Origin of the sequence: Promicromonospora sp. NPDC060271 (assembly GCF_042726755.1) — a bacterium.
Taxonomy (GTDB): Bacteria; Actinomycetota; Actinomycetes; order Actinomycetales; family Cellulomonadaceae; genus Promicromonospora.
In genome coordinates this window covers 1-23,570 of the sequence record NZ_JBHXBG010000088.1, presented here as the reverse complement: position 1 = coordinate 23,570, position 23,570 = coordinate 1, and the positions used below count along the sequence as shown (strand labels likewise).

Below are 23,570 nucleotides of genomic sequence, written 5' to 3'. Positions count from 1 at the left end.
CTCCAGTGACCTGAGCTTCTGACACGTCGCAGGGGGGACCTCAGTGCTGGACGTCTACCACCACGCGGGTCGGGTTCTCCAGGAGGAAGACCCGGAACGGCCGCTCGCCCTCGTCGATCCCGAGGAACGCCGTCGTGTACCCCTCGAACCAGTAGCGGTACACGATCTCGTCCACCGACTCCGTGTCGTCGGGGACGATGCGGTCGCTCGGGGACTCCTCGACGCCGCTGTCCGTCGGGTTCGCCGTGCCGGAGAGCGACACCCGCAGGATCGCGTCGCCGTCGACCTGGACGGGGAGCCCTGAGCCGTCGTCGGTCGCCTCGTCGACGTACTCGACGCGCCAGCCCGGCTGCCCGCTGCCCGTGCCGTCGAGGTCGAAGACCACGCGGTCGTAGCGGTCGTGCCCGGCGACGCGGATGTTCGTGACGGAGAGGAACGTCTCGCCCTCGCCCGTCGGCTCGGCGGTGTCCGGCTCGGTGTCGGCGGCGAACGGCGGGCCGGCGGCCGTCTCGGTGGCGGTCGCGCCCGGCTCGGGTGCGTCGTCGCCCGTCCCCGGGTCCTCCGTGGCCTTCGTGTCCGACGGCGTCGGCTCGGCCGGCTCGGAGACGACCGGCTCGGGGCTCGAGATGCCGGGCAGCGGCTCGTCCGGCCCTGCCTGCCCGCTGGTGCAGCCGGCCAGGAGCAGCGCCGCGGCGGCGGCCACCAGGGTCGCGCGGTTTCCGGCTCTTCCCATCCTTCAACTGTATGGGCTCAGGCGTCTCCTGCGGGCGGGCCGCGGGACTCGGGCTGCTCGCGCCGCTAACGATCCCGCATCGGTCAGGCCGCCCCCTGGAACGTCCGGCGGTACGCCGTCGGCGTCACGCCGAGGGCCGCCTGCACGTGGGCCCGCAAGGACTGCGCGGTGCCGAAGCCGCACCGCCGCGCCACCTGCTCGACCGGCAGGTCGGTGGACTCCAGCAGGGTCCGCGCGTGCTCGACCCGCTGCCGGAGGAGCCACTGTCCGGGGCTCTCGCCGGTCTCCTCGCGGAACCGGCGGGTGAACGTCCGCACCGACATCGCGGCGTGCCGGGCCATGGCGGCCAGCGTCACGGGTTCGGCCAGCCGCTCGGCCGCCCAGGCGCGGGTCGCCGCGGTGCCGGGGCCGCCGGCGTCGGGCACGGGCCGGGCGATGTACTGGGCCTGGCCGCCGTCCCGGTGCGGCGGAACCACGGTGCGCCGGGCGACGTCGAGCGCGACGGCTGCGCCGTGGTCGCGCCGTACCACGTGCAGGCACAGGTCGATCCCCGACGCGACGCCCGCCGCGGTGAGCACGTCGCCGTCGTCCGTGTACAGCACGCCGGGGTCCATCCTGACCTGCGGAAACAGCTTCTGGAAGTGCTCGGCCGAGCTCCAGTGCGTCGTGGCGGGGCGGCCGTCGAGGATCCCGGCGGCGGCGAGTGCGAACGCGCCGATGCAGATCGACATGAGCCGGGTGCCCGGGCGGATGCGCCGGAAGGCGTCCTCGAGCTCGGGCGTGAGGCGGCCCTCGTCGTACACCGGCCCGAACTCGTGTGACGCGGGGACGATCACCGTGTCTGCCGTCTCCAGCGCCTCGGGGCCGTGCGCCACCTGTACCACCACGTCCGAGTCGGACTGCACCGGTCCGGGGGCGCCCGCTGTGCACGTCACCACCTCGTAGAGGGGCTGGTGCTCGCTGTCGCGGGCGATGCCGAAGATCCGGTGCGCGATCCCGAGCTCGAACGGGATGAACCCGTCGACGATCAGCACGGCGACCCGGTGCGGTGCGGTCATGGCCCGATCCTATTGGACAGTGACCTTCTGGTCACTGTCGTGGGTCGCCCCGCCCCAGCAGACTGAGGCCCGTGACCCAGATCAGCACCCCAGTGCCCGACGCCGGTGGCGCGTCGGCCCCGCCGTCGGCCCCGCGTCCTCGGACGCCCCGGATCCATCCCGCCTGGTGGGTGGCGGCGGTCAGCTTCGTGACCGTCATGAGCGCCGCCGCGTTCACGGCGGCCCCCGGCCTGTTCGTCGAGCCGCTGAACGCGGAGCTCGGCTGGTCGCGCGCGACCATCGGCTTCGGCGTGGGCCTGCAGGTCATCCTGTACGGGCTGACGGCGCCGTTCGCCGCGGCCCTCATGGACCGGTTCGGCATGCGCCCGGTCGTCACGGCGGCGCTGGTCGTCATCACGGTGGGCGCGCTGTCGACCGTGTGGATGTCCCAGCCGTGGCAGTTCGTACTCGGCTGGGGGCTCCTGGTCGGGGTGGGCAGCGGCAGCATGGCGCTGGCGTTCACCGCGACCGTGACGGGGCGGTGGTTCGTCGCCCGGCGCGGCCTGGTCAGCGGTGTGCTGACGGCGGCGACGGCGTCGGGCCAGCTCGTGTTCCTGCCGCTGCTCGCGTGGATCGTCGAGAACCAGGGCTGGCGCCCCGCGTCGGTCACGGTGGCGATCGCCGCGCTCGTGGCGATCCCGCTCGTGCTGTTCCTGCTGCGCGACCACCCGGCCGACCTGGGGCTGGCACCCTACGGCGGCGAGTACGTGCCGAAGCCCGCGCCCGCGCGCGGCGCCGCCAGGCGCGCGGTCACTGCCCTGTTCGACGCCGCCCGCACCGGCCCGTTCTGGCTGCTCGCCGGCGCGTTCGCGATCTGCGGCGCGACGACGAACGGGCTGGTCCGCACCCACTTCGTGCCCGGCGCGCACGACCACGGCATGCCGATGACGGTCGCAGCCAGCCTGCTCGCGGTCATCGGCGTGGTCGACGTGATCGGCACCATCGGGTCGGGCTGGCTGACCGACCGCTACTCGCCGAGGGTGCTGCTGGGCGTCTACTACACGCTGCGCGGCGTCGCGCTGCTCTTCCTGCCGTCGCTCATGGCGCCGCACGTGGAACTGCCGATGGTGTTCTTCATCGTGTTCTACGGGCTGGACTGGGTGGCGACGGTGCCGCCGACCCTCGCCCTGTGCCGCGAGTTCTACGGCGAGGACGCGCCGATCGTGTTCGGCTGGGTCCTCGCCTCGCACCAGGTCGGCGCGGGCGTCGTCGCGTTCGCCGGCGGCCTGGTGCGGGACCTGACCGGCTCGTACGACGCCGTCTGGTACGGCGCTGGCGTGCTGTGCGCGGGCGCCGCGCTCATGTCGCTGGTCGTCCGGCAGCGGCGGGCGCAGGTGTCAGACGTGTGAGTCACCCGGGTGACCTGTCGGTCTGACATGTGCGCTCACCGCGACCGGGGCCGCCCTGCGGACGGCTCCGGCGCCGGCCGCAGGGCGGTCGTATTCTCCGGACCATGAGCACCACCCCTGAGCACAGCGAGCCGGCCGCGCTCGCGCCCGCGACGATCGTCGTCTCCGCCGGGCGTCCCGCCCGGGCCCAGGGCGGGCACATCAACCCGTCCGTCCCGATGAACTCCACGTACGTCTCGCGCGGCGTGGTCACGCCCGACGAGCTGTCGTACGCGCGCGGCGACAACGACGCCTGGCACCCGTTCGAGGAGGCGCTGGCCGCCCTCGAGTGCCGCGGGGGAGAGCCGGGCGAGGCGCTCGTGTTCTCGTCCGGGATGGCGGCGGTCGCTGCCGTCTTCGCCCTGGTGCCGGACGGCGGCACGCTCGTGCTGCCGCGGCACGCCTACCAGGCCGGCATGGTGCTCGCGCGTCAGGTCTCGGAGCGGCACGGCGTGACCCTGCGGTACGTCGACATCGCCGATACCGACGCCGTGGTGGCCGCCCTCGACGGGGCCGACCTGCTGCTCGTCGAGTCGCCCACCAACCCCATGCTGGAGGTCGCCGACCTGCCCGCCGTGCTCGGCGCGGCGCGCGCCGCGGGCGTGCGCTCGGTGGTCGACAACACCTTCGCGACGCCGCTGGGCCAGCGTCCGCTGGAGCACGGCGCCGACGTGGTGCTGCACTCGGTGACCAAGTACCTCGCGGGCCACTCCGACGTCGTGCTGGGTGCGCTCGTGACGCGCGACGCCGGGCTCGCCGCGATCCTGCGGGAGCATCGCACGCTGCACGGCGCGATCGCCGGACCGTTCGAGGTGTGGCTGGCGCTGCGCGGCCTGCGCACGCTGGCGCTCCGGTTCGAGCGCGCCCAGGCGAGCGCGGCCGAGCTCGCCCGGCGCCTCGCCGAGCACCCAGAGGTCGCAGAGGTGCGGCACCCCTCGCTGCCCGGCGACCCCGGGCACGAGCGGGCCAAGGCCCAGATGAACGGGTTCGGCGCGATCATCGGCGTCCGGCCGAAGGCACGGGCGGGGACCGCTGACCCGGTCGGCCGGGCCGACGCCGTCGTCGACGCCGTGCGCCTGTGGCTCCCCGCGACGTCGCTCGGCGGGGTCGAGTCGATGCTGGAGCGCCGCCGCCGCTGGGGCACCGAGGCGCACACCGTCCCGGAGGACCTGCTGCGCCTGTCGGTAGGCATCGAGGACGTGGAAGACCTCTGGTCAGACCTGGACGCAGCCCTCCGCGCCCCCTGACCCGCCCCGACCCGATCCCGGACACCCGCTCTACCTCGCGCCCACGACGACGCCGAAGTAGAGCGGGTGTCCGGACGCACGCTCTACTTCGCGCGGTGGTCAGTCCAGGGGGCCCAGGAGGGACTGGGCTACCGTCGCGTGGGCCGAGTCGTCGCTGGACGGGTGGAAGACGCCTGCCAGGACGTCGCGGTAGAGGCGGCCCAGCTCCGAGCCGTTGAAGTACGTCGAGCCGCCCGAGACCCGGATCGCCTGGTCCACGACCTCGCGCGCCGTCTCGGTGACGCGCACCTTCAGCCCGGCGGTCGCCCGGAACCAGCCGGCGCCCCGGTCCAGCGTGCTGTCCGAAGCCGAGGCGTCGAGGTCGCGGGTGATCCCGTCGATCTGGAGCCAGACGCTGTCCTGCGCCAGGGCCATGTCGGCGATCCGGCGGCGTACGTCGGGGTCCTGGGCGTACGTCTTGCCGGTCTTCATCGACGTGCGCCGCCCCGCCGCCTCGACGGCGAGCTCCAGTGCCCGGTCCGCTATCCCCGCGTACACCGAGGAGAGCAGCACCTCGAACGACGTGAAGATGCCCAGGACGTACGGGTCGAGCGACGGCCCGGGCGGCAGCAGCCGCAGCACCCGCTCCGCCGGCGCGTGCGCGCCGTCGAGCAGCGTGGACCGCGACTGGGAGGCGCGCATGCCCATCGTGTCCCAGTCGTCGAGGATCTCGAACCCGCCGCCGTCACGCGTGACGAAGGCATGCACGAGCCGCGGCTCGCCGCGCCTGCCGTTCGACGACTCGAGCCCCAGCACACCGAGCCGCGTCCAGGCGGGGGAGTTCGACGTGAAGATCTTGCGGCCGTGGAACGAGTAGCCCCCCGCGCCGTCGGGCCGCGCCTCCGTGCGCGAGCCGAGCAGCACCAGGTCGTTGCCGGGCTCCGAGTAGCCGAAGCCGAAGATCTCTCCCTCCGCGGCCTCCGCCAGCAGCCAGTCCAGCGACGAGTCGCCGCGTTCGTGCAGGTAACGGCCGACGCCGACCCACACGTGGTGCATGTTCACGGCCAGCGCCGTCGCCGGCGCGTGGGCGGACAGCCTGGCCTGTTCACGAGCCGTCTCGCGGAGCGTCCGCCCGGAGCCGCCGAGCGCGGTGGGCACCATCGCGCCGAGGTAGCCAGCGGCCTGCAGGTCGGCCAGGTCCTCGGCGAAGAAGGCGTTGTCTCGGTCGTAGTCGGAGGCGCGCTCGCGCAGGGTGGCGAGCAGCTCGTCGGACAGGAGAGAGGTCACGTCCCGAGGCTAACGTTTTCGGGCGAATTCGTGGGCTGGAACCGTCATCGAATATCACCCGCTGGAGCGTGTACGGTGCTTCGCCGAGGTCAGAGCGGCTCGCCCTGGAGGCGGAGGGCGCGCACCGCCGCGTACAGCTCGGCCGCGGCCCGGGGGTCGTTGACATCACGACCCGTCAGGTCGGCGACCCGCGCGAGCCGGTTCAGCACCGTGTTCCGGTGGCAGTGCAGCGCGGCGGCGGCCCTGGTGCCGGACCCGCCGTGCTCGAACCAGGCCTCGACGGTGGCGAGCAACAGTTCCTCGTCCCTCGGGTCACGGTCCCGAAGGCCCCGCAGCACCGCGGTCGCGAGCTCGGCGGCGCGCTCGCCGTCGGCCACGAGCAGGGCGTCCAGCGGACGGTCGCCGTAGCGGGCGAGCCCCACCCGGCCCAGGGGCAGCGACCGCACCGCCGTGCGAGCCTCGACGAGGGCGGCGGGCGCGTCCGCCAGACGGGTGAACGGTCGGCTCGCGCCGGTCCTGGTCCGTGCGGCGAGGCTTGCCAGGGCGCCGTACGTGTCCTCCGACGTGGGCGCGGCCACGAGGGTCAGCCGGGCGCCCTCGTGCGTGAGCCAGCGGACGGTCGGTCTAGCCGCGTCCGCGGCGCCGTCCGGGGCGGGCGGCACGACGGCGGCGGCGGGGACCACCGGCACGCCAGGTGCCGTGACGGCGACCACGAGCATCACGTCGGCGGGGAGACCGAGCGCGCGCCGGGCGGTCTCGAGGTCGTGCACCGCGCCGGTGAGGACGCCGCGCAGGAGCTCTGTGCGGGCCATGTTCTCGCTCAGGCCGGCGCTGGCCTCGAGGTGGGTCCGCACCGCCACGTTGGACGAGCGGTCGATGGCGAACCAGACGCGCGACGAGGCGCGGAGCAGCGCGCTGGTGTCGGTCCGCGACCGCAGCCGACGGGCGAGCTCCTCCCAGACGCGCAGGCCGGCCAGGCGGTAGGCGTGCTGCAGCAGGTCCAGCGGAACGCCTTCGGCAGCGGTGACGCGGCCGGTCTTCCGCGCCGGTTCGAGCGACGACGGCTCGCCGGCGAGCGCGGCGAGGATCTCCGCCAGATTGGCCCGGACCAGGGGCTGGACGACGGCGGCCGGGAGGCGGGTATCGGGGTGGACGGGCTCGGCATGCAGGATCTCGTCGGCTATCTGCTCGCTCAGCGGGTCGAGCGCATCACGCAGGTCGTGACGCCCGCTGACGGCCCCACCGGTGGCCTTGCTGACGGCCATGTCCGACATGCCAGGCAGCCTAACCGCGGCGGCCAGACTGTGCACAGGAGGTCGAGATGTAAAGGTCAGGGTCTCGCCCGAGGTCGCCGACCCCCCTTAGGCTATTGCAGGGCGGGTCAATGAGTGCGGCCCCCGTACGGTCGGATCCACGGTCGGATCTCGGGTCGGACGCAGCGCGGTCGAAGGAGACAGCTGATGAGCGTGACGGACACGCGAGCCACCACGGAGCGCGAGCTCGACAAGGCGGTCGAGGAGCTCAGGGCCGGTGCCGAACGATGGGCGCGGCTACCCGTCGCGGACCGGGGCGCCCTGTTCCGGAGGGTGCACGCGTCGATCGCCGCCGTCGCCGAGGAGTGGGTGACTGCCGCCGCCGAGGCCAAGCGCATCGCGCCGTCCGCCCCCTACCTGGGCGAGGAGTGGATGACCGGCCCGTACGGTGCGCTGGAGAGCGCGGCCGCCTACGCGCGGTCCTACGAGGCGCTCGCGGCGGGCGGGTCGCCGCTCGACGGGCTCACCGTCGGGACCGCCCCGGGCGGCCGCGTCGCGGTACGGGTGCTGCCGCGCACCGCCAAGGAGTGGGTGCTGTTCAACGGGTTCAAGGCCGAGGTGTGGATGCCGCCGGGCGTGCCGGAGCGGCAGGTGCGCGCCGAGGCGGGCCTGCGGGCAGCCGCGGTGGGCGAGTCCGGCGGCGTCGGGCTCGTGCTCGGCGCGGGCAACGTCTCGTCGATCGCGCCGCTGGACGCGTTCTACGAGCTCGTCGCGCTCGGCCGTGCCTCGCTCGTGAAGCTCAACCCGACGTTCGCGGGCCTGCTCGACGTGTACCGCGCGGCCCTCGCGCCCCTGATCGAGGCCGGAGTGGTCCGGATCGTCAACGGCGACGCCGCCGTCGGCGCCTATCTCACGCGGCACAGCGGGATCGACAAGGTGCACATCACCGGCTCCGCCGTCACGCACGACGCGATCGTGTGGGGTACCGGCGAGGAGGCCGAGCGGCGCCGGGCGGCGGACGACCCGAGGCTCACGGTGCCCATCACGAGCGAGCTGGGCGGCGTCGCGCCCGTCATCGTGGTTCCCGGCCGGTGGAGCGCCGCCGACCTGCGGTTCCAGGCCGAGCACGTGGCGACCATGCGCCTGCACAACGCCGGCCACAACTGCGTGGCGGGGCAGGTGGTCGTGCTGTCGGCGGACTGGCCGCAGAAGGACGCGTTCCTCGCCGAGCTGCGGCGCGCCCTCGCGACGTCACCGGCGCGCGGCACCTGGTACCCGGGCTCGGACGCCAAGGTCGCCCGGGCCGCCGACGCGCACCCCGACGCCGAGCACCTCGACGGCAGCCTCCTGATGGAGATCTCCGCGGGCGACCCGGCCTGCTCCGACGAGTACTTCGCGCCGGCGCTCGCGTGGACGCAGCTTCCCGGGCAGGGCACGGCGTTCCTGCGGGCCGCCGTCGGCTTCGCCAACGACTCCCTGTACGGGACGCTGGGCGCCAACGTGCTGGTGCGGCCCCAGGACCGCAGGGCGGCAGGCGCGGTGTTCGACGACGCGCTCGCCGACCTGCGCTACGGCACCATCGCGATCAACGCGTGGACCGGCATGGGCTTCCTGCTGCCCGGCGCCACCTGGGGCGCGTTCCCCGGGCACACGGTGTCCGACGTCGGCTCCGGGATCGACGTCGTGCACAACGGGCACCTGCTCGCCGGGCCCGAGCGCAGCGTCGTGACGGGGCCGTTCCGCCCGTTCCCGCGCAGCGTGCTGCACGGCGAGCTCTCGCTCTTTCCCAAGCCGCCGTGGTTCGGCAGCTCCCGGAGCGTGACGGACACGGGCCGGGCGCTCACCAGCTATGCGGCGGCGCCGTCGTGGAGGCGGCTGGTCCCGGTGCTGCTCGCGGCCTTCCGTTCCTGACGGCACAATGCTCGTGCAACGGGCCAACGGCGGTCCGGTGCCTGAGAAGAAGGAGACCGACGATGGTTGTCCGGAGCATGCTGCCCGACGTGCCGATCCCGTCCGTCAGCGTCCACGAGTACCTGTTCGGTGACCTCACCGGGGACGAGCTGGACCGCGTGGCGGTGGTCGACGGCGTCAGCGGTGCCCAGACGTCGTTCCGCTCCCTGCTCGCGCAGATCGACGCCGTCGCGGGCGCCGTGGCGGCACGCGGCTTCGGCGTCGGCGACGTCGTCGCGCTGCACGCGCCGAACGTCCCCGCCTACGTGCCGGTCTTCCACGGCCTGCTCCGTGCCGGCGTGACCGTGACCACCGTCAACGCCCTGTCGCCGGGCCCGGACATCACCAAGCAGCTCCTGGACTCCGGCGCCCGGCTCGTGATCACGGTCTCGGCGTTGCTCCTGGCGGCCGAGGCGGGGGCAAAGGGCGCAGGCCTCGCGCACGAACAGCTCATCGTGCTCGACGGCGACTCCGCGGTGGCTCCCGAGTACGCCTCCCTGGCCGACCTGCTGGCCGATCCGCACCCGGCTCCCGAGGTCTCGTTCGACCCGGCGACGCACCTCGCGGTGCTGCCGTACTCGTCGGGCACGACGGGTCACCCCAAGGGCGTCATGCTGACGCACACCAACCTGGTGGCGAACGTGGCGCAGTGCTTCGCGATCGGGGTGGAGCGCGACGACGTCGTGCCGTGCGTCCTGCCGTTCTTCCACATCTACGGCATGACCGTGCTGCTCAACGTCGCGCTGCGCACCCGCGCGCGGCTCGTCACGCTGCCCCGGTTCGACCTGGCGCAGTACCTCGGGGTGATCCAGGACCACCGGGCGACCTTCCTGTTCGTTGCGCCGCCGATCGCGCTGGCCCTGGCCAAGCACCCGCTGGTGGACTCGTACGACGTGTCGAGCGTGCGGGCCGTGCTGTCCGGTGCGGCGCCGTTCGACGAGAAGCTCGCGGCGGCGGTGGTGGCCCGGCTCGGCGCCGACGTGCGGGTGCTGCAGGGCTACGGCATGACGGAGATGTCGCCGGTCTCGCACGTCATCCCGTTCGACCGCCGCGACATCTCCGCCGGGTCGGTGGGGCTGCTCGTGGCAGGCATGGAGGCGAAGATCGTCGACCCGGCGACGGGCGAGGAGATCGAGCAGCCGGCCGAGGGCGTCTCCGGCCCGGGCGAGCTGCTGTGCCGCGGGCCGAACGTCATGGCCGGCTACCTCGGCAACCCCGGGGCGACGGCGGACACGCTGGAGCCCGACGGGTTCCTGCACACGGGCGACATCGTCACCGTCGACGCCGACGGCGTGTTCCAGGTGGTCGACCGGCTCAAGGAGCTCATCAAGTACAAGGGCTACCAGGTGCCGCCCGCCGAGCTGGAGGCGCTGCTGCTGTCCCACCCCGACATCTCCGACGCCGCGGTGGTCGGGGTGCCTGACGACGAGGCGGGCGAGATCCCCAAGGCGTTCGTCGTGACGGCGCCCGGGGCGGCCCTGACCGAGGGCGAGGTCATCGCGTTCGTCGCCGAGCACGTGGCCCCGTACAAGAAGGTGCGAGCCGTGGAGTTCATCGGGACGGTGCCGAAGTCGGCGTCAGGGAAGATCCTGCGCAAGGATCTGCGGGCGGCTCGGTAGGCGGCCGTGGACGGGCCGGGTCAGGCAGGTCCCGGTAGGTTGAGTGCGATGTCGCACCACACCGAGCCGGCCTCCGCCGTGGGCTCAACGGACCACGTGCCGACGTCGGACGCGGCCCGCAGGACTCGCGTCGTCGTCCTGTTCGGAGGCCGCTCGGGCGAGCACGGGATCTCCGCGGCGACCGCCGGTGGTGTGATGGGCGCCATCGACCGCTCGAAGTACGAGGTGGTGCCCGTCGGCATCACCCCGGACGGGCAGTGGGTCATCGCCGCCGACGAGCCCGAACGCTGGGCGATCACCGACGGCAAGGTGCCAGAGGTCCCGGCGGCGGCCGCCGAGGTGGTGCTCCCGCTGGCCGTCGGCGACCGTGCGCTGCGGGTTCTCGAGCCGGGCCAGGTGCCGTCGGCCCTCGCGGACGTCGACGTGGTCTTCCCTCTGCTGCACGGTCCGTACGGCGAGGACGGGACCGTCCAGGGCCTGCTCGAGTTCGCCGACACCCGGTACGTCGGCTCCGGCGTCCTCGCGTCCGCCCTCGGGATGGACAAGCACTTCATGAAGCTGGTGTTCGCTGGACACGGCCTGCCCATCGGTCCGTACACGGTGATCAGGCCGGGCGACTGGCCGGACCGCCGCGACGTCGTCCGCCAGACCGTCGAGACCCTGGGACTGCCGCTGTTCGTCAAGCCGGCGCGGTCCGGGTCGTCGCTCGGCATCTCCCGGGTGGTCTCGCTGGACGACCTGGACGCCGCCGTCGAGGAGGCGCGCGAGCACGACCCCAAGGTGCTGGTCGAGGCGGCGATCACCGGACGGGAGATCGAGTGCGCGGTGCTGGGCGGCCGGGACGGGGCGCGCCCGCGCGCGTCCGTGCCCGGCGAGATCGTCGTCACCGACGAGGCCAGGCACGGTTTCTACGACTACGAGGCCAAGTACTTCGACGAGGCGGCCGTCGAGCTGAGCTGCCCGGCCGACCTGCCGGACGACGTCGTGGGGGAGGTCCAGGAGATCGCCGTGCGGACGTTCGAGGCGATCGGCGCCGAAGGCCTGGCGCGCGTGGACATGTTCCTGACGCCCGAGGACGGGCTGCTGGTCAACGAGATCAACACCATGCCGGGCTTCACGCCGTTCTCGATGTATCCGCGCATGTGGGCGGCCTCCGGCCTGAGCTATCCGGAGCTGATCGACGAGCTCGTCCAGCTCGCTCTCGAACGGTCCACCGGCTTGCGCTGAACGCCTGTACTCTGCCTCTCGCGACCGGTCGTCACCCCCCGGTCGGCAGGCCGGAAAGGGTGTCCGAGGAGGCAAGGTGTGGGGCGAGCCGCGCTACAAGTACGCCGCGCGTGACGTGCGGGTCGCGAACGGGACGCTCACCATCGGGCTCACCACCTTCGCCCTGAGCAACGTCATGCGGGTGGAGGTGGTCGGGGTGGCGAGCCCGAAGCCCATCGGCGCCTGGGCGAACCAGGTGGCCTACCCCTTCTTCATCGTCGCGGTGATCGTCCTGCTGCTCCGCCTGGTGGGGGCCGACGGCGTTCCGTGGGAGGCCGCGGTCGCCATGGCCTGCGCCGGCGTGGCCTGGCCGGTCGCGCGCGTGTGGCAGCAGACCAAGTTCTGGAAGCCGCTGTGGAAGTACCCGGTGTTCGCCCTGCAGATGGTCACCGCCACCCAGCACGTGCACCGCATCTGCGCCCACGACGTGCGGCACCTCGCGGCGCTCGCCGATCTGGTGGGCGCGGCGATGAAGGATCCGAAGATCTCCTACCACGGCACCGTCCAGCTCATCTCGAACGCGGACGCGCTGCACACGATGGACGCCGGCCGGGACTCGATGGTGCGCTGAGCCGCGTTCGCCCGTCGGGGCGCGCGAGCCTCAGCGCACGGTCGGGTGCGGATCCAGGCCCATCTGGACCAGGAGCGAGGAGACCAGGTCCTCGTGGAGCGCCATGTGGTCGCCGAACGCGAACTCCTGGTGGCCGTAGACGGCCATGCACTGCAGCCCGTAGACCTGGCGCCAGCTCGTCACCATGAGGTGGGCGATGCCGAGCGGCAGGTCGTTGCCGCCCACCGCATCGCGGTAGCGGCGCACCTGCTCGGCGAGCTCCGGGCCGAGCTCGTCGTGGGCCGGGCGCGGGATGCCGGCCGCGGCCAGCTCCCGGAAGAGCGGCACGTAGTGGCCGCCGACCATCTCGGCCATGCGGCGCTGGAGCGCGTGGCTGTCGGTCAGCTCCGCACGGATGCCCGAGCCGATGACGAGGTCGAACTCCGCCGGGTTGCGTACCGCCCAGTCGAGCGAGGTCCGGGTCGACGCGACCAGGGCGGCGGCGATGTCGCCGGGCTCCTGCCGGGCCACCGCCACGGCGAGCAGCTCGAGCACCTCCTCGACGATGAGCACGCAGAGCTGCGCGATGACGTCCTGCCGGTTCTCGAAGTGCCGGTACAGCGCCGGTGGCGTGACGCCGACCTCCTTCGCGACGGCGGCCATCGTCAGCTTGCTCAGCCCGTGCTGTCCGGCGAGCTGGTGGCGGGCGGCGGCGAGGACCTCGCGCCGCAGCTCGTCGCGCAGGCGCTCGCGGCGGGACTGCACCGGTCCGTGGTCCGTCGGTCCGTGGTCCGTCGGTGCAGACCCTGTTGGTGAGTGGTCCGTCGGCGCGGGGCCTGCTGCTGGCACTGATACAACCGGGCTCACTGACACTCCTTCGTGGCAGGTACCTGCGTCACGGCATCGGCGAGGTCGGCGATGAACGACGTCGAGTGGTTCTCGGTGACCGCCGGCGGCACGATCACCTCGGCCGCTGGCTCCCGGCCGTAGGTGACGAACGACCAGGTGCCGGCGTCGTCGGTGGTGACTATCCAGTCGACGGCGGTCCCGTCCCCCGAGTCGACGTGCTGGCAGTCCGCGGCGGGCCCGACCTGGTCCACGCCGCAGCGCATGGTGACCGCGGCACCCGGTTCGCCCCATGCCGCGGTGGCCTGGGAGTTGGTCTGCACCTTCGGCAGGTCCGGCCCGAGCTCGTCCGGGACGGCGAGCATGACCTCGGCGCACTTCGGGTCTGCGGCGTTCGGCGCGACCTCCACGCCGATCGTCCGAGCACAGCCGCCGAGCGCCACGACGGCGAGAACGGCGGCGGTCGTTGCGAACACGAATCGGGCGGGAAGCACGGAGATACGTTACCCGTACCGGATGGTGCCCGTCCCCGATGCCCGTTTGCTGCCGGTGTGCGGCTCGCGCACCAGCCGGTATGCGGCCTCCGGCCCGTGCTGGGCTTTAGGGTCTACCGGTGACCCGCGTCCGTGACCTCTCCGAGGAGCAGATCCTCGAACGCATCCTGCCCCTGCTGCCCCGGGGGAGTGCCACGCTGCTCGGCCCCGGCGACGACGCCGCCGTGCTCGCTGCCGCCGACGGCCGGTTCGTCGTCTCGACGGACGTGCTGGTCGAGGACCGCCACTTCCGCGCCCGCTGGTCCACCGGGTACGACGTCGGACGGCGGGCCGCCGCGCAGAACCTCGCCGACATCGCCGCTATGGGTGCGCGACCCACCGGGCTGGTCACGTCCCTCGTCGTGCCGGGTGACACCGAGCTGGACTGGGTGACGGGCTTCGCCAGGGGGCTGGCCGACGGCTGCGCCTCGACGGGTGCGGGCGCCGTCGGCGGGGACCTGTCCGGTGGTCCCTGCCTGATCGTGAGCGTCACCGTGCACGGTGACCTGGAGGGGCGTTCGCCGGTGCTGCGGTCGGGCGCCCGGCCTGGCGACGTCGTCGCGCATGCCGGGGTGCGCGGCTGGTCGGCCGCCGGGCTGGCGCTCCTGGAGGCGGGCCTGGTCCGCGTGCCGCTGTCCGCGGCGCCGCTCGAGGTCACCGACGGCGTGCTCCTCGAGGACGAGTGGGAACGGCTCGTCGCCGCGTACCTCCGGCCGGACCCGCCGCTGGAGGCGGGCGTCCTGGCGGGTCAGGCGGGCGCCACCGCGATGCTCGACATGTCCGACGGGCTGCTGCGCGACGCCGGGCGGCTAGCGCGGGCGAGCGGTGTGCGGATCGACCTCGATGCCGGGGCGTTCGCGAAGGACCGGGAGGTGCTGCGTTCCGCCGCGCGTGCGGTGGCGGCGGCCACCGGCCTCGGCGACCCCGGCTGGGGGCCGGGGAACGCCGACATCGACGGCCTGGTCGGCAGGTGGATCTGGGCGGGTGGAGAGGATCACGGGCTGCTCGCCACGTTCCCCGCCGGTACCCGGCTTCCGGCGGGCTGGACCGCCGTCGGCCAGGTGCACGCCGTCGGCGTGGCGCAGGACGATGGCCAGGCGCAGGACGGTGGCCAGGCCGCGCCGGCCGTCACGATCGGTGGCGAGGTGCTCGACGTCGGCCCCGGCTGGGACCACTTCCGGTCCTGACCGGTGCCGCCGGGTCAGCGCTTGCGGAAACGGAGCTGCGTGAGCGGCCGGCCGCCGATGTCGTCGATGCGCTCGGTCCCGTCGTGCTGGAACCCGTGCCGCCGGTAGAAGTGCTGCGCGCGCTCGTTGCCCTCGAGGATCCAGAGCGACACGACGGTGCCGGGGGTGAGCCCGTCGAGCACCGTGCGCATCAGGTCACGGGCCACACCGGTACCCCAGGCGCGGGGATGCAGGTAGATGGCGTAGATCTCGAGGTCGCCCGGTTCGGCGTCCTCGTCCCGGGACGGGCCGACGCTCGTGAAACCTACGGTGCCGCTCTCGTCCTCCGCGACGAGCACTGTGACGTCGCGCGCGGCCACCGCGGCGTTCCACCGCCCGGCGCGCTCGCTCACGTCGAGCGAGGACAGGTACGAGTCGGACAGGATCTCTGAGTAAGCACCACGCCAGGAGGCGATGTCGACACGAGCGATGGCTTCGGCGTCGGCCGTCGTTGCTGGGCGGATGGTCACGTCTTCAGGTGCCATCATGACTTCACCTTTTCACCCTGTGGGTGCGAGGCGCAACCACTTCTCCGGGTCCGATCGAAGGCTACGGGAACGCCGAAGACGCCCGCCAGGTACAAACCCGACAGGCGTCTTCGTCAAACGTCTTCGTCCAAGCATGACGGGCCGCGTCAGCGACCCGACTGCGGCAGCGTCAGGCCGAGACCTTGCGCGTGACCTTGCCGGCCTTGAGGCAGGAGGTGCACACGTTGACGCGCTTGGGAGTCCCGCTCACGATCGCGCGGACACGCTGGATGTTCGGGTTCCAGCGGCGCTTGGTGCGGATGTGGGAGTGCGAAACGGAGTGCCCGAAGCCCGGGCCCTTGCCGCAGACGTCGCAGTTGGCAGCCACGGTGTCTCCTGAGTGTCGTGCACGCCTGTGCGGAAACGACAGCACGACGTGATGGATGGTCGAAAAAGGGGGAGCCCGGACGCTTCAGAGCGATCAACGCCTCGTAGCGGACCAGGCAACTTTCACAGAGTACCCGATCCCGGGCCAGGCCCTCAAACCGTAACCACCGCGGGGTGCGTCACACCGTCGGCAGCGGGTCCGAGCAGGGTAGCTGGCCTGTGGACGGCCGGACGCGAGCGGTCCGGCCGCTGGGTACGGTGGGATCCGTCCGGGCGGGCGTCCGGTCTGTTGTTCAGCCATATGTGTCCAGCCATGTGCAGGAGGGCAGAGCGTGACCGACGTCGACAGCAGCAGCCGGCCGGCCGAGTCCGGTCCGGGGGCGTTCCCCGACGGCGTCCGTCTCGAGGACCCGGGGCTGGTGCGCGCCTGGACCCGCGGCGCGACGGCGGCGCTGCGGCGGGAGCGCGCCGCGATCGACCGGGTGAACGTGTTCCCCGTCGCCGACGCCGACACCGGCACGAACCTCTACCTGACCCTCCGCGAGGGGGATCTCGCGGTCGCGGCCGAGCCCGCCGGGGCGACCGGCGCCGAGCTGTTGACGACGCTCGCCAGGGCAGCCCTGCTGGGCGCCCACGGCAACTCCGGCGTGATCCTCAGCGAGTGGCTGCGGGGCCTGGCGGTCGCGGCGCGGCGCGGCGGTGGTGCGGCGGACCTGCTCACCCGGGCGGCGACGTCCGCCAGGTCCGCGGTGGCACAGCCCGAGGAGGGCACGATCCTCACGGCGGCCGACGCCGCGGCGGCTGCCGCGCGCTTGGCTGAAGGTTCGGAAGCGGGGGCCGCCGGGCCGCTGGAGGTCGTGTCCGCCGCCGCGGACGCCGCGCGCGCCGCCGCTCGCGCCAGCCGGGACGAGCTCCACCACCTCCGTGCGGCGGGCGTGCTCGACGCGGGAGCCCTCGGCCTGGTCCTCGTGCTCGACGCGCTGGTCGTCGCCACGGCTGGGGCGACGGGCGGAGCGAGGGCCGCCGGAGTGTCAGAGGCGGACGGCAGCATGGACTCCGTGAACCTGGACCAGCTGCTGGAACCCACCTCGTCGTCGCCCGCGCCCGGCACGCCGACGGCCGGCGGGACGGAGCCCGGCGCGCTCCCGCACGGCGCCGAGGCCGGCGCCGGCGCCCTCGAGCTCATGTTCGTGCTCACCGGGCCGGTGGCTGCCGCGGCCGACACCGTGGCGGCCGAGCTGCGCGCAGCGCTGGGCGAGGTGGGCGACTCGGTGGTCGTGGTCGGCGGCGACGCGGGCACCGGAACCGGCGTCTGGCAGGCGCACGTCCACACCGACCACCTCGACCGGGCGCTCGCCATCGCCGCGGCCGCGTCGCGCACGGGCTCCCTGTCCCAGGTGCACGTGCGGCACCTCGAAGCCGTGGCGCAGCACGAGTGGGGCGTCGTCGCGGCGACGTCGGCCCCCGCGCTCGCCGGGGCGCTCGCGCACGCGGGCGCCGTGGTCCTGCTCACGGGAGGGCTCGGCGGCAGCACCGTCGAGGCGCTGACGGCCGACGACGTCGGCCGCGTCGCCGCATCGACCGGAGCCCGGCGCGTGCTGCTCCTCGGGGTGCCGGACGGACCTGCCGACGTGCGGCGGCACCTCGACGTCGACGAGGTGGTCGTCGTGCCGACACCCTCCGACGTGCACGCCGTCGTGGCGCTGGCCGCGCTCGGGACGCTCCTGCCGCTGGGCCTGCCCGACGAGCCCGACGCCGACGTGCGCGGGGCGGTGGACGGGGCGTTCGCGGGGCTGACCGTCACGTCGGTGCGCGGCGACGCCGCCGTCGAGGCCCTGCGCGCCGCGGCCGGACCGGAGACCGTCGTGGTGACGGCGCTGCTCGACGCCGACACTCCGGACGGCCTGCCCGACCTGCTCGCCGCGGCGCTCACGGAGCGTGCGCCGGAGGCGGAGCTCGTCGTCCTGGCGACGGGTCGTCCTGGCGACGGCGTCCGCCTGGGCATGGAGGAGGAACAGGCATGACCGAGCGCGTGGACGAGCGCCTGGAACGGGCCTTCGACAAGCGGACGGCGACCGCCCTGGGCAAGCTCGGGCTGCAGACCGTCGGTGACCTGCTCGGCCACTACCCGCGCCGGTACGCGGACCCGGGCGCGCTGACGGACATCGCGGCGCTCGAGGTGGGCGAGCACGTGACCATCCTGGCCCGCGTCGAGCAGGCGACCGTGCGACCCATGCGCAACCGCACGGGCGCGCTCATGGAGGTCGTGGTGACGGACGGGAAGAGCCGGCTGTCGCTCACCTTCTTCGGCAAGCACCGCGGCTCGCTCTTCAACCACGAGAAGCGGCTCGTCCCCGGAGCGAAGGGCCTGTTCACCGGAACCGTCGGCCTGTACAGGGGAGCGCGGCAGCTCAGCCACCCGGACTTCACGCTGATGGGGGAGGAGTCCGACCTCGACAGCGACGAGGCGCTCCTCGAGCACGCGACCAAACCCATCCCGATCTACCCGGCGGCCGCGGGCATCCCGAGCTGGAAGATCCAGGGCGCCCTGCGTGTCGTGCTCGACACCCTGGCCGACGGCGACGTGCCCGACCCCGTGCCCGACGAGATCCGGGAGCGCCGGGGCCTGCCCGCCCGGGCAGGGGCCCTGCGGAGCCTGCACCGGCCGGCGACGCTCGAGGAGGCCTACCGCGCCCAGCACCGGATGCGGTTCGAGGAGGCGTTCGTGCTCCAGGCCGCGCTCGCACAGCGCCGGGCACGGACCGCCGCCGAGGACGCCACCGCCCGGCCACCGCTGCCCGCGGGGACGCCCGGTCTCCTCGCGGACTTCGACGCCTCGCTGCCGTTCGTGCTCACCGACGGCCAGCGCGAGGTGGGTGACGAGATAGCCGGCGAGCTCGCCAGCCCGCGCCCGATGCACCGGCTGCTCCAGGGTGAGGTGGGCAGCGGCAAGACGGTGGTGGCCCTGCGCGCCATGCTGCAGGTGGTCGACGCCGGCGGCCAGGCCGCGCTGCTCGCCCCCACCGAGGTGCTCGCCGCGCAGCATGCCAGGACCCTGCGCGCCCTGCTCGGCCCGCTGGCAGAGGGCGGCACGCTCTTCGGCGCGGAGCGCACCGGGGCGAGCACCCGGGTGGCGCTGCTCACCGGCTCGCTCGGCGCGAAGGCCCGTAAGGAGGCCCTGCTCCAGGCCGCGAGCGGCGAGGCAGGCATCGTGGTGGGCACGCACGCGCTCCTGTCGGAGCACGTGCAGTTCGCCGACCTCGGTCTCGTCGTCGTGGACGAGCAGCACCGCTTCGGCGTCGAGCAGCGGGACGCGCTGCGCGCCAAGGGGCGGGTCTCGCCGCACCTGCTGGTCATGACGGCAACGCCCATCCCGCGCACCGTTGCCATGACGGTCTTCGGCGACCTGGAGACGTCGTCCCTCACCGAGGTGCCCGCAGGACGCGCCGGCATCACCACCGTCGCCGTCCCGGCAGGCAACACCCGCTGGACGGACCGCACCTGGGCTCGCGTCCGCGAGGAGGTCGACGCCGGGCGCCGTGCCTACGTCGTCTGCGCGCGGATCCATCCGGACGAGGAGACCAAGCCGGCCGCCAAGGACTTCGACGATGTGCCGGAGTTCCTCGACCCCTCCGGGCCCGAGGCCGGGGGCGGCGCCGACCGGCCACCGCTGCGCGCCGTGCTCGAGGTCGTCGAGGAGCTGCGCGCACGGCCCGAGCTCGCGGGCGTCGAGGTGGGCGCCCTGCACGGACAGCTGCCGCCCGACGAGAAGGAGGCGGTGATGGCCCGGTTCGCCTCCGGCGAGGCTCCGGTCCTGGTCGCCACCACCGTGGTCGAGGTGGGTGTCGACGTCCCCGAGGCCACGGCGATGGTGATCTTCGACGCCGACCGGTTCGGCATCTCGCAGCTCCACCAGCTCCGGGGGCGCGTGGGGCGTGGCACCGACCCCGGCCTGTGCCTCCTGGTGTCCGACGCGGAACCCGGCACGCCCGCCTTCGCCCGCCTGGAGGCGATGACCCAGACCACCGACGGTTTCAAGCTCGCGAACCTCGACCTGGAGCTGCGCAGCGAGGGCGACGTGCTCGGCGCGGCGCAGTCCGGCCGGACCAGCTCCCTGCGGCTGCTGCGCGTCGTCAAGGACGCCGGCCTCATCGAGGAGGCGCGCGCCGCGGCCACGGACGTCGTGCGCGCGTCGCCCGACCTGACGGAGTTCCCCGAGCTCGCGAAGGCGATCCGCGCGCAGCTCGACGAGGACCAGGAGGAGTTCCTCGAACGGGCGTGAACCCGAGGCCTGTGTCTGGCCTTAGCAGGGTGAAACAACTCGGGTGAAAGGAATGACCTACTCCTTACGCCCGAAACGCACAGCCGATAGAGTCCCCGCCGATGACGGACGCAAAGCATGCGATCCATACCGGCCCGCCGGGAAAGAGCGCGTGGCAGCGCGGGAGGCTGCTGGCGCTCGGTTCCCTGGTGGCCGCGGTGCTGCTCGTCGCCCACGATGTCGTGCCGAACCGCTGGGGAAACCTTGGCAGCCTCGTCCAGACGTTCCTGCCGTGGCTCGGGCTCGCGGTCCCGCTCGGGATCCTCGCCGCGCTGCTGCGGCGCTCGGCGCTCGCGATCCTCGCCGTCCTGCTCCCGCTCGCCGCGTGGATCTGGGTCTTCCTGCCACAGGTGCGTCCGGTGGACCCGGAGCCGGGCGACCTGACGGTGGTGCAGCACAACGCGAGCGACACCAACTCCGATGTGACGGGGACCGCGGAGGTGCTCCTGGCCGCCGAGCCGGACGTCGTGACGTTGACCGAGGTTTCCGACACGGTTGCGGAGCAGTACACGGCGGCTTTCGGCGAGGCGCTGCCGCACCACGAGACGCAGGGCACCGTCGGTGTCTGGTCCAGGTTTCCGCTGGAGGGCGCCACGCCCGTCGACATCCGGCCCGAGGGCATCGACGCCTCGTGGGACCGGTGCCTGCGCGTGGTGATCCAGCGGGAGGCGGACGCTGTCGCCCTGTTCGTCGCGCACCTGCCCTCGGTCCGGTTCGGGAGCGGCGGGTTCGAGACGGAGCTGCGCAACGCGAGCGCGCTCGCGCTGGCGGACGCCGTCGACGCCGAGGAGAGCGAGACGGTGATCGTCGCGGGAGACCTGAACGCCGTGCTCGCGGACAGCGCGATCGCGCCCCTGACGAACCTGGTCACCGCCCCGGCGACCGGCTTCGACTTCACCTACCCGGAGGCCTTCCCGGTCGCCCAGATCGACCACGTCCTGGCCCGCGGTGCCACGGTGACGGAGACCCGCACCCTGCCCCGAACCCAAAGCGACCACCTCCCGCTGCTGGCGCACATCGACACCCCCTGGTCCTGACCGTCCCCACCCCGCCAGCCCGTTGAGTGCTGGCTATTTGCGCTGTTGCGGGTCGTTTCGGCGCAAATACCCAGCACTCAACGGACTATGGGCGGGTTAGGGTCGGCGGGTGACCAGGATTGTGGCCGGGGTGCTCGGCGGACGCAGCATCGCCGTGCCAGGGAAGGGCACCCGGCCTACCAGCGACCGCGTCCGCGAGGCGATCTTCTCCCGGCTGGAGCACCTCGGCGTGCTCGACGGCGCCCGCGTGCTCGACCTCTACGCCGGCTCGGGTGCGCTCGGGCTGGAGGCGGCCAGCCGCGGCGCCGAGTCCGTCACCCTGGTGGACAGCGCGCGCCCCGCGGCCGACGTCGCGCGCAGGAACGTGGCGGCGCTGGGCCTGACCACGGTGCGCGTCGTCACGGAGACCGCCGAGCGGTTCGCGGCGTCGCTGGCCGGTGCCGGTCCGCGCCCTGCTGCTCCGGGCACGACGGCGGCTCTGGACCTGGTCTTCCTCGACCCGCCGTACGACCTCGACGCGGATGCGCTCGCCACCGTGCTGACACACCTGGCGACCCCTGGCGTCCTGGCCGACGGCGCGGTGCTCGTCGTCGAGCGCTCGATCCGTACGCCCGAGCCCGCCTGGCCCGACGGCCTCGCCGCCTTCGCCCGCAAGGACTACGGCGACACGGCGGTCTACTACGTGGAGCCCTCGGACGTCGAGTCCTCGGACGCAGGACCGTCGGATAGCGTGGGCGCGTGACCACCGTCGTCTGTCCCGGGTCGTTCGACCCCATCACCCTCGGCCACCTGGACGTCGTGCGCCGCGCCGCCACCCTGTTCGACGACGTGGTGGTCGGCATCGCGAAGAACCCCGGCAAGTCCGGCCTGCTGGACCTGGAGACGCGCGCCGAGCTCGTGCGCGCGGCGGTGCGCGGCCTCGCGCGGACGGAGCCCGCGATGTCGCGGGTGCGGGTCGACGTCGTGCCGGGGCTGCTGGTGGACTTCTGCCGGGAGATCGGCGCGGTCGCCGTCGTGAAGGGACTGCGTGGGGGCGGCGACTTCGACGCGGAGCAGCCGATGGCGCTCATGAACCGGCACCTGTCAGGCGTCGAGACGATCTTCCTGCCGGGCGACCAGCGGTACGCGCACGTCGCGTCGTCGCTGGTGAAGGACATCGTGCGGCACGGGGGACCGGTCGACGACCTGGTGCCGGCGGGTGTCGTCGAGGCGCTGCGGACGGCCCTGGGCCGGTAGCCGGACGCCCTGCGGGCACGAGCCGGGGCGTCCCGCGGCCCAGCCCGTGAGGGCTGTCACCCCGCACGGGCGCGCGTGAGTCCCGTTCGATGTCGTAGGATTGGTTTTTGGCCCGTGGCGTGATCGCTTGCGCCGGGTCCACCCCCCTTCACCGTCCTGACGGACACTGCCTTTCCTGGAGTCTGTTATTTCCCGCGAACCGAACTCGCCGCTCGTGCTCGACATGCACGAGCTGTCTCGGCGTGCCGGATCCATGCGTACGCACAGCGCGACCGTGCAGGCGCCGTCGGATCTCGGCACCGCTGTGATCGGTATCCCGGAAGGCTCCGACCTCGAGCTGGATCTTCGGTTCGAGTCCGTGATGGAAGGCGTGCTGGTCTCCGGCACGGTCCGCGGCACGGCAAAGGGTGAGTGCAGCCGCTGCCTCGACGACATCACTCGTGATCTCACGGTCGATGTCACCGAGCTGTTCGCGTACCCCGAGCGGGCCGCGGCGTCGGCCAAGGCGGGGGACGTCGACGTGGAGGACGAGGAGTCGGTCCTCGACGACGACGACAACGCCGACCTGGAGCCTGCGCTTCGGGATTCGGTGGTGACTGCACTACCATTTCAACCGCTGTGCCGGGAGGACTGCCCGGGCCTGTGCTCCGAGTGCGGAGCGCGCCTGGCTGACGACCCCGGTCATCACCATGACGTAGTCGACCCTCGGTGGTCGGCGCTTCAGAGCATGCTCGAATCTACGAGCGTGTCGGACGAGACGAAAGAGAGCTAGCCGTGGCTGTTCCGAAGCGCAAGATGTCGCGCAGCAACACCCGTGCGCGTCGCTCGCAGTGGAAGACCACCGCAGCGACCCTCACCACCTGCCCGCAGTGCCAGGGCAACAAGCTGCCGCACACGGCGTGCCCGACGTGCGGCACCTACAAGGGCCGCACGTACCGCGACGCCCTGAAGACCGTTCACGCGGGCTGACGTGGCCAAGGGCGGGACGTCGCCGGCGAGGCCGGAACCTACCGCGCTGCTCGAGAAGCGCGGGGGCCGACTGGGCCCCCACCTAGGTGTGGGGGGACACAACCAAAGGGGCATATACCCCGCTGCCGCTGGCGACCCCACCCACACGCGCCAGCTCGTACGGGGCGCCACCCAGAAGG

General features: G+C 73.1%; 22 protein-coding genes. 14 read left to right on the top strand and 8 right to left on the bottom strand.

What is annotated here, in order from left to right; genetic code table 11:
* Nucleotides 1–40 precede the first annotated feature (40 nt).
* Together ACFWE2_RS14835 and ACFWE2_RS14830 are read right to left on the bottom strand one after the other, a co-directional pair.
* Nucleotides 41–733, bottom strand: a complete 693-nt coding sequence (locus tag ACFWE2_RS14835) for a hypothetical protein (protein WP_377225000.1) — start codon at nucleotides 731–733, stop codon at nucleotides 41–43.
* A gap of 83 nt (nucleotides 734–816) precedes the next feature.
* The gene (locus ACFWE2_RS14830) at nucleotides 817–1,791 is read right to left on the bottom strand and encodes a GlxA family transcriptional regulator (protein WP_377224999.1); all 975 of its coding nucleotides are present in this window, start codon (nucleotides 1,789–1,791) and stop codon (nucleotides 817–819) included.
* A 71-nt stretch (nucleotides 1,792–1,862) separates the two neighbouring features.
* On the opposite strand from ACFWE2_RS14830, the gene ACFWE2_RS14825 reads away from it, so the two are divergent.
* Together ACFWE2_RS14825 and ACFWE2_RS14820 are read left to right on the top strand one after the other, a co-directional pair.
* Nucleotides 1,863–3,179 carry an MFS transporter gene (locus ACFWE2_RS14825; protein WP_377224998.1) on the top strand — a complete coding sequence of 439 codons (1,317 nt, stop codon included), beginning with the start codon at nucleotides 1,863–1,865 and terminating at the stop codon, nucleotides 3,177–3,179.
* A gap of 104 nt (nucleotides 3,180–3,283) precedes the next feature.
* Nucleotides 3,284–4,465 (top strand): trans-sulfuration enzyme family protein, encoded by a 1,182-nt coding sequence (locus tag ACFWE2_RS14820; RefSeq protein ID WP_377224997.1) that lies wholly within the window; start codon nucleotides 3,284–3,286, stop codon nucleotides 4,463–4,465.
* Nucleotides 4,466–4,564: 99 nt separating this feature from the next.
* Here the strand turns inward: ACFWE2_RS14820 and ACFWE2_RS14815 are convergent, their stop codons facing one another.
* Both ACFWE2_RS14815 and ACFWE2_RS14810 read right to left on the bottom strand, forming a co-directional pair.
* Entirely contained in the window at nucleotides 4,565–5,731 is a 1,167-nt protein-coding gene (locus ACFWE2_RS14815) for an acyl-CoA dehydrogenase family protein (protein WP_377224996.1), read from the bottom strand.
* A gap of 89 nt (nucleotides 5,732–5,820) precedes the next feature.
* On the bottom strand, nucleotides 5,821–7,005 hold the full coding sequence (locus ACFWE2_RS14810; protein ID WP_377224995.1) for a PucR family transcriptional regulator: 1,185 nt from the start codon (nucleotides 7,003–7,005) through the stop codon (nucleotides 5,821–5,823).
* A 186-nt stretch (nucleotides 7,006–7,191) separates the two neighbouring features.
* Here ACFWE2_RS14810 and ACFWE2_RS14805 point away from each other — a divergent pair, with 186 nt between their 5' ends.
* The 4 genes from ACFWE2_RS14805 (at nucleotide 7,192) to ACFWE2_RS14790 (ending at nucleotide 12,390) form a co-directional block, all read left to right on the top strand.
* The gene (locus ACFWE2_RS14805; protein WP_377224994.1) at nucleotides 7,192–8,895 is read left to right on the top strand and encodes an aldehyde dehydrogenase family protein; all 1,704 of its coding nucleotides are present in this window, start codon (nucleotides 7,192–7,194) and stop codon (nucleotides 8,893–8,895) included.
* A 62-nt stretch (nucleotides 8,896–8,957) separates the two neighbouring features.
* On the top strand, nucleotides 8,958–10,553 hold the full coding sequence (locus ACFWE2_RS14800; RefSeq protein ID WP_377224993.1) for an AMP-binding protein: 1,596 nt from the start codon (nucleotides 8,958–8,960) through the stop codon (nucleotides 10,551–10,553).
* 78 nt (nucleotides 10,554–10,631) lie between these two features.
* On the top strand, nucleotides 10,632–11,780 hold the full coding sequence (locus ACFWE2_RS14795) for a D-alanine--D-alanine ligase family protein (RefSeq protein WP_377225001.1): 1,149 nt from the start codon (nucleotides 10,632–10,634) through the stop codon (nucleotides 11,778–11,780).
* 76 nt (nucleotides 11,781–11,856) lie between these two features.
* The gene (locus tag ACFWE2_RS14790; protein ID WP_377224992.1) at nucleotides 11,857–12,390 is read left to right on the top strand and encodes a hypothetical protein; all 534 of its coding nucleotides are present in this window, start codon (nucleotides 11,857–11,859) and stop codon (nucleotides 12,388–12,390) included.
* Nucleotides 12,391–12,420: 30 nt separating this feature from the next.
* Here the strand turns inward: ACFWE2_RS14790 and ACFWE2_RS14785 are convergent, their stop codons facing one another.
* Both ACFWE2_RS14785 and ACFWE2_RS14780 read right to left on the bottom strand, forming a co-directional pair.
* On the bottom strand, nucleotides 12,421–13,134 hold the full coding sequence (locus ACFWE2_RS14785) for a TetR/AcrR family transcriptional regulator (protein WP_377224991.1): 714 nt from the start codon (nucleotides 13,132–13,134) through the stop codon (nucleotides 12,421–12,423).
* Between the two features lie 98 nt (nucleotides 13,135–13,232).
* On the bottom strand, nucleotides 13,233–13,709 hold the full coding sequence (locus ACFWE2_RS14780) for a DUF3515 family protein (protein WP_377224990.1): 477 nt from the start codon (nucleotides 13,707–13,709) through the stop codon (nucleotides 13,233–13,235).
* Nucleotides 13,710–13,828: 119 nt separating this feature from the next.
* Here ACFWE2_RS14780 and ACFWE2_RS14775 point away from each other — a divergent pair, with 119 nt between their 5' ends.
* Nucleotides 13,829–14,935 (top strand): thiamine-phosphate kinase, encoded by a 1,107-nt coding sequence (locus tag ACFWE2_RS14775; protein ID WP_377224989.1) that lies wholly within the window; start codon nucleotides 13,829–13,831, stop codon nucleotides 14,933–14,935.
* 14 nt (nucleotides 14,936–14,949) lie between these two features.
* Here the strand turns inward: ACFWE2_RS14775 and ACFWE2_RS14770 are convergent, their stop codons facing one another.
* Together ACFWE2_RS14770 and rpmB are read right to left on the bottom strand one after the other, a co-directional pair.
* Nucleotides 14,950–15,462, bottom strand: a complete 513-nt coding sequence (locus ACFWE2_RS14770) for a GNAT family N-acetyltransferase (protein WP_377224988.1) — start codon at nucleotides 15,460–15,462, stop codon at nucleotides 14,950–14,952.
* Between the two features lie 169 nt (nucleotides 15,463–15,631).
* Nucleotides 15,632–15,829 (bottom strand): 50S ribosomal protein L28, encoded by a 198-nt coding sequence (rpmB, locus tag ACFWE2_RS14765; protein WP_357448457.1) that lies wholly within the window; start codon nucleotides 15,827–15,829, stop codon nucleotides 15,632–15,634.
* Between the two features lie 331 nt (nucleotides 15,830–16,160).
* On the opposite strand from rpmB, the gene ACFWE2_RS14760 reads away from it, so the two are divergent.
* From ACFWE2_RS14760 to rpmF, 7 genes are all read left to right on the top strand, one after another.
* Complete coding sequence (locus ACFWE2_RS14760) at nucleotides 16,161–17,852, top strand: DAK2 domain-containing protein (RefSeq protein WP_377224987.1); 1,692 nt, start codon at nucleotides 16,161–16,163, stop codon at nucleotides 17,850–17,852.
* On the top strand, nucleotides 17,849–20,110 hold the full coding sequence (locus tag ACFWE2_RS14755) for an ATP-dependent DNA helicase RecG (protein WP_377224986.1): 2,262 nt from the start codon (nucleotides 17,849–17,851) through the stop codon (nucleotides 20,108–20,110). The genes ACFWE2_RS14760 and ACFWE2_RS14755 overlap by 4 nt, the downstream gene beginning before the upstream one ends.
* 101 nt (nucleotides 20,111–20,211) lie before the next feature.
* Complete coding sequence (locus ACFWE2_RS14750) at nucleotides 20,212–21,186, top strand: endonuclease/exonuclease/phosphatase family protein (protein WP_377224985.1); 975 nt, start codon at nucleotides 20,212–20,214, stop codon at nucleotides 21,184–21,186.
* A gap of 109 nt (nucleotides 21,187–21,295) precedes the next feature.
* Nucleotides 21,296–21,928: a 16S rRNA (guanine(966)-N(2))-methyltransferase RsmD gene (gene rsmD, locus ACFWE2_RS14745; protein ID WP_377224984.1), complete on the top strand. Its 633-nt coding sequence runs from the start codon at nucleotides 21,296–21,298 to the stop codon at nucleotides 21,926–21,928.
* Nucleotides 21,925–22,422, top strand: coding sequence for a pantetheine-phosphate adenylyltransferase (gene coaD / locus ACFWE2_RS14740; RefSeq protein ID WP_377224983.1), 498 nt, complete (start codon nucleotides 21,925–21,927; stop codon nucleotides 22,420–22,422). Before rsmD ends, coaD begins: the two co-directional genes overlap by 4 nt.
* Before the next feature lie 214 nt (nucleotides 22,423–22,636).
* Complete coding sequence (locus ACFWE2_RS14735) at nucleotides 22,637–23,194, top strand: YceD family protein (protein ID WP_377224982.1); 558 nt, start codon at nucleotides 22,637–22,639, stop codon at nucleotides 23,192–23,194.
* 2 nt (nucleotides 23,195–23,196) lie between these two features.
* Nucleotides 23,197–23,391 carry a 50S ribosomal protein L32 gene (gene rpmF / locus ACFWE2_RS14730; protein WP_108495103.1) on the top strand — a complete coding sequence of 65 codons (195 nt, stop codon included), beginning with the start codon at nucleotides 23,197–23,199 and terminating at the stop codon, nucleotides 23,389–23,391.
* The last annotated feature ends 179 nt before the right edge of the window (nucleotides 23,392–23,570 follow it).